The organism is Kitasatospora sp. NPDC059160, from assembly GCF_042755465.1.
Lineage (GTDB): Bacteria > Actinomycetota > Actinomycetes > Streptomycetales > Streptomycetaceae > Kitasatospora.
In genome coordinates this window covers 1-11,891 of record NZ_JBHZCN010000093.1, presented here as the reverse complement: position 1 = coordinate 11,891, position 11,891 = coordinate 1, and the positions used below count along the sequence as shown (strand labels likewise).

At 72.0% G+C, this 11,891-nt stretch carries 9 protein-coding genes; 5 read left to right on the top strand and 4 right to left on the bottom strand.

Annotation, left to right across the window (positions count from 1 at the left end):
- Positions 1-105: 105 nt before the first annotated feature.
- Positions 106-1,275 (bottom strand): PP2C family protein-serine/threonine phosphatase, encoded by a 1,170-nt coding sequence (locus tag ACFXOZ_RS32015; protein WP_375896961.1) that lies wholly within the window; start codon positions 1,273-1,275, stop codon positions 106-108.
- Positions 1,276-1,452: 177 nt separating this feature from the next.
- Here ACFXOZ_RS32015 and ACFXOZ_RS32010 point away from each other — a divergent pair, with 177 nt between their 5' ends.
- The 3 genes from ACFXOZ_RS32010 (at position 1,453) to ACFXOZ_RS32000 (ending at position 5,119) form a co-directional block, all read left to right on the top strand.
- Complete coding sequence (locus tag ACFXOZ_RS32010) at positions 1,453-2,394, top strand: PrsW family intramembrane metalloprotease (protein ID WP_375896963.1); 942 nt, start codon at positions 1,453-1,455, stop codon at positions 2,392-2,394.
- A gap of 101 nt (positions 2,395-2,495) precedes the next feature.
- Positions 2,496-2,714 carry a heavy-metal-associated domain-containing protein gene (locus ACFXOZ_RS32005; protein ID WP_375896966.1) on the top strand — a complete coding sequence of 73 codons (219 nt, stop codon included), beginning with the start codon at positions 2,496-2,498 and terminating at the stop codon, positions 2,712-2,714.
- Positions 2,715-2,776: 62 nt separating this feature from the next.
- Positions 2,777-5,119: a heavy metal translocating P-type ATPase gene (locus ACFXOZ_RS32000; protein WP_380593535.1), complete on the top strand. Its 2,343-nt coding sequence runs from the start codon at positions 2,777-2,779 to the stop codon at positions 5,117-5,119.
- Positions 5,120-5,210: 91 nt separating this feature from the next.
- On the opposite strand, the gene ACFXOZ_RS31995 is transcribed toward ACFXOZ_RS32000, so the two are convergent.
- From ACFXOZ_RS31995 to ACFXOZ_RS31985, 3 genes are all read right to left on the bottom strand, one after another.
- On the bottom strand, positions 5,211-5,930 hold the full coding sequence (locus ACFXOZ_RS31995; RefSeq protein WP_375896972.1) for an SDR family NAD(P)-dependent oxidoreductase: 720 nt from the start codon (positions 5,928-5,930) through the stop codon (positions 5,211-5,213).
- 542 nt (positions 5,931-6,472) lie between these two features.
- Entirely contained in the window at positions 6,473-7,762 is a 1,290-nt protein-coding gene (locus ACFXOZ_RS31990) for a citrate synthase (protein ID WP_375896975.1), read from the bottom strand.
- Between the two features lie 225 nt (positions 7,763-7,987).
- The gene (locus ACFXOZ_RS31985; protein WP_380593534.1) at positions 7,988-10,222 is read right to left on the bottom strand and encodes an ATP-dependent RecD-like DNA helicase; all 2,235 of its coding nucleotides are present in this window, start codon (positions 10,220-10,222) and stop codon (positions 7,988-7,990) included.
- Positions 10,223-10,422: 200 nt separating this feature from the next.
- Here ACFXOZ_RS31985 and ACFXOZ_RS31980 point away from each other — a divergent pair, with 200 nt between their 5' ends.
- On the top strand, positions 10,423-11,214 hold the full coding sequence (locus ACFXOZ_RS31980) for a VOC family protein (RefSeq protein WP_375896981.1): 792 nt from the start codon (positions 10,423-10,425) through the stop codon (positions 11,212-11,214).
- Between the two features lie 99 nt (positions 11,215-11,313).
- The gene (locus tag ACFXOZ_RS31975; RefSeq protein WP_380593533.1) at positions 11,314-11,775 is read left to right on the top strand and encodes a GNAT family N-acetyltransferase; all 462 of its coding nucleotides are present in this window, start codon (positions 11,314-11,316) and stop codon (positions 11,773-11,775) included.
- Positions 11,776-11,891: the final 116 nt, after the last annotated feature.

Here is an 11,891-nt window from a genome sequence, read left to right as displayed (position 1 = left end):
GGAAAATCACCCAGCCGCCGGAGCACCCACCCCCGGAACCGCCCCCGGCGTCACCCACCCTCCCGAAAGCCCACCCCCACACCCAAGCCCCGCGCAGCGCCCCCCTCAGTCCGTCCGCGTAATCAGCAACAACAACGCGTCATCCCGCAACGCCCCACCCGTGTGCGCCAGCAGATCCGCGTACACCCGCCCCACCGCCGCCTCCAACTCCCCCGCCGAGCGCGCAGCTCCCCGCACCAGCGGCCCGACCCGCTCCGCCAACGGATAGAACTCCCCGCTCCTGCGGTGCCGCGCCTCGATGACCCCGTCCGTGTACAGCACCAGGACGTCCTCCGTCCCGAACGGCTGCCCCCAGGTGGCCGGTTCGCCGGTCGCGAGCCGCCCGAGGCCGAGCGGCACCCACGGGTCGGGCGCGTCCAGTACGTGGGCCCGCCCTTCACCGTCCACCCGGATCGGCGCGACGTGCCCGTACTGGAGCAGTTCCATCTCGCCGGGCCGGCGGAACTCGGCGAACAGCGCCGTGGTGAACTCCCCGTCCGGCACGTGCCGCTCGACGCTGGCCTCGATCCGCGAGGCGACGCCCCGTAGTCCGGCTTCGTCGTACGCGGCTTCGCGGAACGCGCCGAGCACCACCGCCGCGGTCTGGACGGCCGCGAGCCCCTTGCCCCGGACGTCCCCGACCGCGACCCGGGTGCCGTGCGGCGTCTCCAGCACCGAGTAGAGGTCCCCGCCGATCCGTGAGGCGTCCGCCGCGGACACGTACCGCACGGCGAGCCGCAGCGGCCCCACGGCCGGCCCGGGCAGCCGCAGCAGGGCCCGCTGGGCGGCCTCGGCGACGGAGCTGACCGCCGCGAAGGCGGCCGCCCGCCGCATCCGGATCTTGGCGACCCAGGCCGAGAACAGCGTCAGAACCAGATAGCTGACCATCGCACCGTAGAGGAAGCGGGCGTCGTTGATGTTGTCGACCTGGTCGTAGTGGCTGAGTCCGAAGACGGCGACCAGCCCGACCGCGCAGACGGCGAGCAGTTCGCCGGGCTTGAGGGTGAGCGCGGCGACGGCCGGGACGACGGTCATCAGCGGTGCGAGGTACCGGTCCTTGCCGGAGAGGAGGTCCGCGAGTGCGACCAGCAGGACGGCGAGCAGCGCCGGGGCGGCCCGCCACCGGAGCGGCACGTCCTGGAGGTCGACGACCCTCAGGGCGCCGCGCCGCCGGTCCGGTGGCAGCCCGGCGGCGGTGGGGGCCGAGGGCGACTGGGCACGGCGGATCGGGAACACATACCGAACATAAGGGACGATCACGACCCCGAACCACCCCACCCACCCTGCCCGCCCCGCCCACCTCGCTCGCCCCGCCTACCCCGCCCACCTCGCTCGCCCCACCCCTACAAGTCCCTATTGCCCGATTTGTCATAAAGTTCGACCGAAGCGGCTACTCAGAGGAGGCCCTGCCCGGTGTCCGGATACCGACCCACGCCGCGCATCACTGCACCCCCCGCCCGGACGGCCACCCGGCCGCACCACTGGCTCAAGTTCTTCCTGACCGGCCTGCTGCTCTGGGCCTGCACCGTCCTGGTCACCTTCTTCACCGACAACAGCAACCTGGTCCCGACCATCGTGCTGCTGGGCAGCTTCCTCGTCCCGGCCACGGTGGTGATCTGGGCGTACGAGCGCTACGCGGCCGACCTCGGCCCGGACCGGATCTTCACCTGCTTCGGCATCGGCGGGGTGATCGGCGTCCTGGGCGCCTCGGTCCTGGAGACGTACCTGCTCTCCCCCTCGGTGTGGATGTACGCGGGAGTCGGCCTGATCGAGGAGGCGGTCAAGCTGGCCGCGCTGGTGCTGGTCAGCCGCCGGCTGCGGGTCAGCGGGCTGCGCCACGGGCTGGTGCTGGGCGCGACCGTCGGCGCCGGGTTCGCCGCGTTCGAGAGCGCCGGGTACGCGTTCAACGCGGTGCTGAGCATCCAGGGGCTGTCGCTGGACGACCTGGTGGAGACGGAGATCCTGCGCGGGGTGCTCGCCCCGGTCGGCCACATCCTGTGGACGGCGATCATCGGCGGGGTGCTGTTCCGGGAGCGGCGCGGCGGGCGCTTCCGCCTCACCACCCCGCTGCTGCTCACCTACCTGGGCGTCTCACTGCTGCACGCGCTATGGGACAGCACGAGCGGCATCGCCGTCTGGCTGGTCGCCCGGACCACCACGAGCGACTTCCAGCGCGCCCTGTTCGACCTGGGCTACATGCCGAACCCGTCGAGCGAGCAGGTCCACCTGTACACCGTGTACGACACGGCGGGACTGCTCGTGGTCTCCTTGGGAGGGCTGCTCTGGCTGAGGCTGCTGGTGCGCAGCGAGCCCACCGCGCCGATCCCGGCACAGCAGCCCTCCGTACCGGCCTGACCGTCGCCCGCCCCTCCGAGAAATACCCCAGAGGGGTATGGTGTTCGAAGAGCTGGAGAAGCAGGAGATCCAGCACCAGCACCGACCTCCAGGAGGCCCCGATGTCCAGCACCATCACCTACACCGTGTCCGGCATGAGCTGCGGCCACTGCGAGAAGGCGATCAGCGAGGAGCTGTCCGCGCTGGCCGGTGTCACCGAGGTCGCCGCCGACGCCCAGGCCGGTACCGTGACGGTCTCCTCCACCGCCCCGCTGGCGGAGGAGCAGGTCCGCACCGCGATCGACGAGGCCGGCTACGAGCTGGTCGGCCCCGCGGTCTGAGCCACCCCGGTACGGCGGGGGCCCGCCCGGGCCCCCGCCACCACTCCCTAGGAGCCCTCCGCATGACCACCTCCGCCCCCGGCGTCGGGGCACGGGACCGGGTCGAGCTGTCGATCGGCGGGATGACCTGCGCCTCGTGCGCCGCCCGGATCGAGAAGAAGCTCAACCGGATGGACGGCGTCGAGGCCACGGTCAACTACGCCACCGAGAAGGCCCGGGTCGACTTCGGCCCCGGCGTCACGGTCGAGGAGCTGATCGGGACCGTCGAGCGGACCGGCTACACCGCCGAACTCCCCCCGCCCCCGGCCCCCGCCGCTCCCGAGCCCGGCTCCGACCCCGAGCCCGGCTCCGACCCCGCGCTCGGCGACCACCCCGGGCACGGCGAGCACCCGGCGCACGGCGGCCGCCCCGGCCCGGCCGGCCGCCCCGCCGCCGACCCGCTGCGCGAGCGCCTGCTGATCAGCGCCCTGCTCGGCGTCCCCGTGGTGCTGCTCTCGATGGTCCCCGCCCTGCAGTTCACCGACTGGCAGTGGCTGGCCTTCGCCCTGACCGGCCCGGTCGTCCTCTACGGCGGCCTGCCCTTCCACCGCGCCGCCTGGACCAACCTCAAGCACGGCGCCGCGACCATGGACACCCTGGTCTCGCTCGGCACCCTGGCCGCCTTCGGCTGGTCCTGCTGGTCCCTCTTCCTGGGTCACGCCGGCCTGCCCGGCATGCACCACGAGTTCTCGCTCACGGTCGGCGACACCGACCCCGCCGCCAGCCTCTACCTGGAGACCGCGGCCGCCGTCACCGTGCTGATCCTGCTGGGCCGCCACCTGGAGGCCCGCGCCAAGCGCCGGGCCGGCGCGGCCCTGCACGCCCTGCTGGACCTCGGCGCCCAGGACGTGACCGTGCTCCGGGGCGGGCGCGAGGTCCGGCTACCGGTGGACCGGCTGACCGTCGGCACCCGCTTCGTGGTCCGCCCCGGCGAGAAGGTCGCCACCGACGGCACGGTGGTCGAGGGCAGTTCCGCGGTGGACGCCTCGATGCTGACCGGCGAGTCCGTCCCGGTCGAGGTCGCCGTCGGGGACACCGTGACGGGCGCCACCGTCAACGCGGGCGGCCGGCTGGTGGTCGAGGCCACCAGGGTCGGCGCGGACACCCGGCTGGCCCGGATGGCCAAGCTGGTCGAGGAGGCCCAGAACGGCAAGGCCGCCGCCCAGCGCCTGGCCGACCGGATCTCCGCGGTCTTCGTCCCGGTGGTCATCCTGATCGCCCTTGCCACCCTGGTCGGCCGGCTGCTGGCCACCGACAGCCCCACCGCGGCGTTCACCTCCGCGGTGGCCGTGCTGATCATCGCCTGCCCGTGCGCCCTGGGCCTGGCCACCCCGACCGCCCTGCTGGTCGGCACCGGCCGCGGCGCCCAGCTCGGCATCCTGATCAAGGGCCCCGAGGTACTGGAGACCACCCGCAGGGTCGACACCGTCGTCCTGGACAAGACCGGCACCGTCACCACCGGCCGGATGACCCTGCTCGCCGTGCACACCGCCGAGGAGGTCACCGAGGCCGAGGCGCTGCGCCTGGCCGGCGCCCTGGAGCACGCCTCCGAGCACCCGATCGCCCGGGCCATCGCCACCACCGCCGCCGACCGCCTCGGCGCACTGCCGCCGGTCCGGGACTTCCGCAACCTGCCCGGCCGGGGCGTGCAGGGCGTCGTGGACGGCCGTACGGTCACGGCCGGGCGGGCGGCCCTGCTGGCCGACCACGCCCAGCCCCTGCCGCCCGTCCTGGCCCGCGCCGTGACCGCCGCCGAGGCGGCCGGCCGCACCGCGGTCGCGGTCGGCTGGGACGGCGGGGCCCGGGCCGTCCTGGAGGTGGCGGACGCGCTCCGGCCGACCAGTGTCGAGGCCGTCGCCCGGCTGCGCGCCCTGGGCCTGACCCCGGTGCTGCTGACCGGCGACAACCGCACGGTGGCCGAGGCGGTGGCCGCCGAGCTCGGCGTCGCACCGCGGGACGTCATCGCCGAGGTGCTGCCCGAGGACAAGGTGGCGACGGTCCGCCGGCTCCAGGCCGAGGGCCGGGTCGTGGCGATGGTCGGCGACGGCGTCAACGACGCGGCCGCGCTCGCCCAGGCCGACCTGGGCCTGGCGATGGGCACCGGCACCGACGCCGCGATCGAGGCCGGCGACCTCACCCTGGTCCGCGGCGACCTGCGCGCCGCCGCCGACGCCGTCCGGCTCGGCCGCCGGACCCTCGCCACCATCCGGGGAAACCTCTGCTGGGCCTTCGGCTACAACGTCGCGGCGATCCCGCTGGCCGCCGCCGGACTGCTGAACCCGATGATCGCCGGGGCCGCGATGGCCTTCTCCTCGCTCTTCGTGGTCGGCAACAGCCTCCGGCTGCGCCGCTTCCGGGCCGCCTGAGCCAGGCCGGACGGCCCGAGGGGCCCGGACCGTCCCCGGTCCGGGCCCCTCGTCACGCACCGACGCCTCAGCGCCGCAGCGCCTCGACGCCTCAACGCCCCAGCAGTTCCCCGCCGTTGCAGTGCAGGATCTCGCCGGTGATGAACCCGGCCTCGGGCGAGGCGAGGAAGGTGACCGCCGCCGCGACCTCCCCGGTCTCGCCGATCCGGCCGAGCAGCGTGCGCGCCGCCCGGCGGGCCACCTCGGGCTCGTCCAGCCGCGGCCCGAAGAACTCGGTGCCGGCCACCGTGCCCGGCGCGACGATGTTGGCGGTGATCCCCGAGGTGCCCAACTGCGCGGCCAGGAAGTGGTTCCAGGCGTGCAGGGAGGCCTTCGCCGCACCGTAGGAGCCGGCCCCGCGCAGGGCGGCGATGGAGCTGATGGTGACGACCCGGCCGGAGCCCGGGGTGAGCCGGTCCCGGATCGACTCGGTGAGCAGCACCACGGTCAGCACGTTGCGCTCGAAGTCGCCGCGCCAGCGGGCCAGCAGGGCGTGCGGCCCGCCGCCGACCACGGTCTCCCGGCTGCCGGCGTTGTTCACCAGCACGTCGATCCGCTCGGGCAGTTCCGCCAGCGCGGCCTCCACGGCGTCCGGGTCGGCGAGGTCGCACACCAGCGGGGTGACGTTCGGCCCGAGGTCGATCGCGGCCTTCTCCAGGACGGCCCGGCGCCGACCGACGATCACCACGTGCTCACCCGCCTCGGCGAACCGCCGCGCGACTTCGTACCCGATTCCCGTGCCACCGCCGGTGACGACGACGTTCCTGGCCATCTGCGCACTCCCTCCCCAGTTCCGCCGTCGCGCGACGAGGGGGCGCGACGGTCCGTACCGGAATGCCACGATTCCTATCACGCTCGGTTGCCGTGACTGCGGGGAGGGTGACGTCGTGCGCGAGGGAAGGTGTGATATGGGCGCGATACGAGGCGCCTACGGAGCGTGGCGAGAGGCAGCTCACACCCCCCGGGCGTAACTTCTCGCACCCTGATACGTCTTAGGTTGGTAGTGCGGCAGTTTTTCCGCTGGGCGGGGCACGATCAACGGCAATGTGTCCCCGCACTTCCGGCGGGCTGTCGCCGACGGGGCTCCGGCGGGCCCCGGGAACGGTCGTCGAATCCTCGACGGCCTTCGCGCACGGCGCCGGGGTTGTGGCGGGCCAGGGACGCTTTGAGCGGCCGTCCCCGGTCGCGGCCGGCCCCGGAGTCGTGCGCCGTACGGTTCCGTCCCCGTCCGCGGGCCTTCCGGGTCCGCGGGCGGGGACGCGAGGGGGCCCGGCCGCTCAGCAGCGGCCGGGCCCCTTTCGGTGCGGTGCGACGTCAGCGCTGTTCGAGCTCGACGTAGTCGCGGATCGCGGTGCCGGTGTAGATCTGGCGCGGGCGGCCGATCCGGCTGGTCGGGTCGTTGATCATCTCGTGCCAGTGGGCGATCCAGCCCGGCAGCCGGCCGAGGGCGAACAGCACGGTGAACATGCTGGTCGGGAAGCCCATGGCGCGGTAGATCAGACCCGTGTAGAAGTCCACGTTCGGGTACAGCTTGCGCGAGATGAAGAAGTCGTCCTTGAGGGCGTGCTCCTCCAGCTTGAGCGCGATCTCCAGCAGCTCGTCGCTCTTGCCGAGCTGGCCGAGGACCTCGTGCGCCAGCAGCTTGACCTGCGCGGCGCGCGGGTCGAAGGCCTTGTAGACGCGGTGGCCGAAGCCCATCAGCTTGACGCCGGCTTCCTTGTTCTTCACCTTCGTGATGAACGCGTCGACGTCGCCGCCGTCCTTCTGGATGCTCTCCAGCATCTCCAGGACGGCCTGGTTGGCACCGCCGTGCAGCGGGCCCCACAGCGCCGAGATGCCCGCCGAGATCGAGGCGAACAGGTTGGCGTGACTGGAGCCGACCAGGCGCACGGTGGAGGTGGAGCAGTTCTGCTCGTGGTCCGCGTGCAGGATGAGCAGCTTGTCCAGGGCGTTGACGATGACCGGGTTGAGCTCGTAGTCCTCGGCGGGGACGGCGAAGGTCATCCGCAGGAGGTTCTCGACGTAGCTCAGGTCGTTGCGCGGGTAGACGAAGGGCTGGCCCATCGCCTTCTTGTACGCGTACGCGGCGATCGTCGGCAGCTTGGCCAGCAGGCGGACGGTCGACAGGTGGCGCTGGGCCGCGTCGAACGGGTTGTGGCTCTCCGGGTAGAACGTGGAGAGCGCGCCGACCACCGAGGACAGCATGGCCATCGGGTGGGCGTCCCGCGGGAAGCCCTGGAAGAAGCGCTTGACGTCCTCGTGCAGCAGCGTGTGCTGGGTGATCTCGCGGTTGAACTCCGCCAGCTGGGCCGCGTTGGGCAGCTCACCGTTGATCAGGAGGTACGCGGTCTCGATGAAGCCGCCCTGCGAGGCGAGCTGCTCGATCGGGTAGCCGCGGTACCGCAGGATGCCGTTGTCGCCGTCCACGAAGGTGATCGCGGACTTGTACGCGGCGGTGTTACCGAAGCCGTTGTCCAGGGTGACCAGGCCGGTCTGCGGGAGCAGCTTCGAGATGTCGAAGCCGGAGTTGCCCGCAGTGCTCTCGACGACGGGGTACTCGTACTCGCCGTCCTGGTACCGCAGTACTACCGAGTTGTCGCTCACGTCTTCCTCACCGACGAAATGAATCCTCTTCCAAGGTGCCCTGACTGACTCCACGATCCCCCATCCGGAGGACAGTCGCGCACCCGGGGTGGCCCGGAAGGGCCCGCCCCTACAAAACCTGCTGCCCCTGCCGGTACGAACCGGACAAGATCGGCACCACCCTAGGCTCTGCCGTAAATCTCTTCACGTCAAGAGAACATTAGAGGCAACCATCCTGTTGGATAATCATCCAGAAGCAAGTCGATGATCCAGCGCGGCGTGCCGCCGACCTGCACTGACGGCCCTCACAGCCTGCGCGATCGCCTTCCGTGACCCGACCAGCACGACGAGTTTCCTCGCCCTGGTCACAGCCGTGTAGAGCAGGTTTCGCTGGAGCATCGTCCAAGCGGACATGGTGACCGGAATCACCACCACCGGGTATTCACTTCCCTGCGAGCGGTGGATCGTCACCGCGTAGGCGTGGGCCAGCTCGTCCAGCTCGTCGAAGTCGTACGGCACCTCCTCGTCCTCGTCGGTGAGCACCGTCAACCGCTGGTCGTCCACGCTGAGGGCGGTCACCACTCCCACTGTGCCGTTGAAGACCCCGTTCCGCCCCTTGTCGTAGTTGTTGCGGATCTGGGTGACCTTGTCCCCCACCCGGAAGGTCCGCCCGCCGAAACGCCGCTCCGCCAGACCCTCCCGGGCCGGCGTCACCGCCCCCTGCAACAGGGTGTTCAGGTTCCCCGCCCCCGTCGGGCCCCGGTGCATCGGCGCCAGCACCTGGACGTCCCGGCGCGGGTCGTAGCCGAACTTCTGCGGGATCCGGCGGGCCACCACGTCCACCGTCAGACCGGCCGCCCGCTCGGTGTCGTCCTCCACGAACAGGAAGAAGTCCGCCAGACCCTCCGTCAACGGCGGCTTCCCCTCGTTGATCCGGTGCGCGTTGGTCACCACGCCCGACTGCTGCGCCTGCCGGAAGATCCGGGTCAGCCGCACCGAGGGGATCGGCCCGTCCTCGGCCAGCAGATCCCGCAGCACCTCACCGGCCCCCACCGAGGGCAGCTGGTCCACGTCCCCCACGAACAGCAGGTGGGCGCCCGGCGGCACCGCCTTGACCAGCTTGTTCGCCAGGATCAGGTCCAGCATCGAGGCCTCGTCCACCACCACCAGGTCGGCGTCCAGCGGCCGGTCCCGGTCGTACGCGGCGTCACCGCCCGGCTTGAGCTCCAGCAGCCGGTGCACCGTCGAGGCCTCCGCCCCGGTCAGCTCCGCCAGCCGCTTGGCCGCCCGCCCGGTCGGCGCCGCCAGCACCACCTTCGCCCGCTTGGCCAGCGCCATCGTCACGATCGACTTCACCGTGAACGACTTGCCGCAGCCCGGACCACCCGTCAGCACCGCGACCTTCTCGGTCAGCGCCAGCCGCACCGACTGCTCCTGCTCCGGCGCCAGCGCCGCCCCGGTCCGCCGGGCCAGCCACTCCAGCGCCACCGGCCAGTCCACCTCCGCCGACCACGGCATCCGGTCGGAGTCCGAACGCAGCAGCCGCAGCAGCTGGTTGGCCAGCGAGATCTCCGCCCGGTGGAACGGCACCAGGTACACCGCGGTGATCGGCTCGCCCGCCTCCCCCGGCACCACCTCGCGCACCACCCCCTCCGCCGCGACCAGCTCCGCCAGGCAGTCGATCACCAGCCCCACGTCCACCTGCAACAGCTTCACGCCGTCCGCGATCAGCCGCTCCTCCGGCAGGTAGCAGTGCCCCTGGTCGGTGCTCTGCGACAGCGCGTACTGCAGGCCCGCCTTCACCCGCTCCGGACTGTCGTGCGGAATGCCCACCGCCTGGGCGATCCGGTCCGCCGTCAGGAAGCCGATGCCCCAGACGTCCGAGGCCAGCTTGTACGGCTCGTTGCGCACCACCCCGATCGAGGCGTCCCCGTACTGCTTGTAGATCCGCACCGCCAGCGAGGTCGACACCCCGACCCCCTGGAGGAAGACCATCACCTCCTTGATGGCCTTCTGCTCCTCCCAGGCCGCGGCGATCTTCTTGGTGCGCTTGGGCCCCAGCCCCGGCACCTCGATCAGCCGGCCCGGCTCGTTCTCGATCACCTCCAGGGTCTCCACCCCGAAGCGCTCGACGATCCGCTCGGCGAACCGCGGCCCGATCCCCTTGATCAGCCCCGAGCCCAGGTACCGCTGGATGCCCTGGACGGTCGCGGGCAGCACCGTGGTGTAGTTCTCCACCGTGAACTGCCGCCCGTACTGCGGGTGCGAGCCCCACCGCCCGTGCAGCCGCAACGACTCCCCGACCTGCGCCCCCAGCAGCGCGCCCACCACCGTCAGCAGGTCGTTCCCGCCCCGGCCGGTGTCCACCCGGGCCACCGTGTAGCCGGTCTCCTCATTGGCGTAGGTGATCCGCTCCAGCACGCCCTCGACCTGCGCGAGCTGGCGGGGCACCTCCTGCCCCGACTGCACCTGCTTGCCCACCGGAGCCCCCTTCGACCGGTACGGGTGGACCATTCCGTTACGCACCGTACCGCCCGGCGCGGACAGGTCCGGACCGCCCGCCGGACCGCCCGCCGGGCCTGCCGTGCACCGCCCCGACCGAGGTGCCAGGCTGAAAGGGTCCAGGGGGTCGTCGACCGCGCCCGCGCCCGCACGGGACCCGTCCGAGGAGCAGTGCCGCCATGCTCAACACCGACTTCCGCCCCGGCTCCCCGAACTGGCTCGACCTGAGCAGCCCCGACACCCGGGCCTCCGTCGACTTCTACTCCGCGCTGTTCGGCTGGACCTTCGACTCGGCCGGCCCCGAAGCCGGCGGCTACGGCTTCTTCCAGCTCGACGGCCGCACCGTCGCCGCCCTCGGCCCGCTCGCCGAGGAGGGCGCGCTCCCCGGCTGGACCCTCTACTTCACCACCGAGGACGCCGACCGCACCACCGACCTGGTCGAACAGGCGGGCGGCCGCATCCGGTTCACCCCCTTCGACGTCTTCACCGCGGGCCGGATGGCCGGCTACACCGACCCGACCGGCGCCGACTTCGCGGTCTGGCAGCCGCACGACACCCGCGGCCTGGACGTCGTCAACGACCAGGTCAGCCTCTGCTGGGCCGAGTGCTACAGCGTCGACGCGGAACGGGCCAAGGCCTTCTACCGCACGGTCTTCGACTGGCAGGAACAGGACGTCCCGCTCGGCGAGGCGTTCTACACCGTGCTCACCCCGTCCGGCGGCGGCACCGACGACGCCCACGGCGGCATCCTCCAGCTCAGCCCCGAGCACACCGCCCGCGGCACCCGCTCGCACTGGCTCCCCTACTTCGAGGTCCCCAACGTGGACGCCTGCCTCGCCATCGCCGACCGGCTCGGCGCGAAGGTCCGGATCCCGGCGACGGACCTCCACGGGGTCGGCCGGCTCGCCCAGCTGCTGGACCGGCACGGAGCCGTCTTCGCCGTCATCACCAGCGCCGGGCCCGGGGAGTGACCCGGCATCGGACCGTGGTGGGCCACAGCGGGCCCTGGAGGCACGCTACGGGCGTAGACAGAGTCCGCCGACCCCCTCGGCCCTCCTTATCCTCTGATCATGACTGAAACGGCTGTTCTGACGATCCGACGGGCCGGCGAAGGCGATCTGCCGGCGATCGTGGCCATGCTCGCGGACGACCCGCTGGGCGCCACCCGCGAGAGCCCCGACGACCTCACCCCCTACCGCACCGCCTTCACCCGCATCGACCGCGACCCGCACCAGCACCTGGTCGTCGCCGAACGCGCCGGCCGCGTCGTCGGCACCCTCCAGCTCACGGTGATCCCGGGCCTCTCCCGGGCCGGCACCACCCGCACGATCATCGAGGGCGTCCGCATCCACGCCGACGAACGCGGCAGCGGACTCGGCACCGAGTTGATCGAGTGGGCCGTCGAGCGCTCCCGCGAACTCGGCGCCGACCTCGTCCAACTCACCTCGGACGCGACCCGCACGGACGCACACCGGTTCTACGAGCGACTCGGCTTCACGGCCTCGCACCTCGGATTCAAGCGGCAGCTCTGACATCTTCCCGGAAATGCGAAAAGGCCCACCCGGTCACCCGGGTGGGCCTTCTCTGAATGATTGTTCGGCGGCGTCCAACAATCCCACACGGTACCCCCGGCCGCAGTCTCTTATAA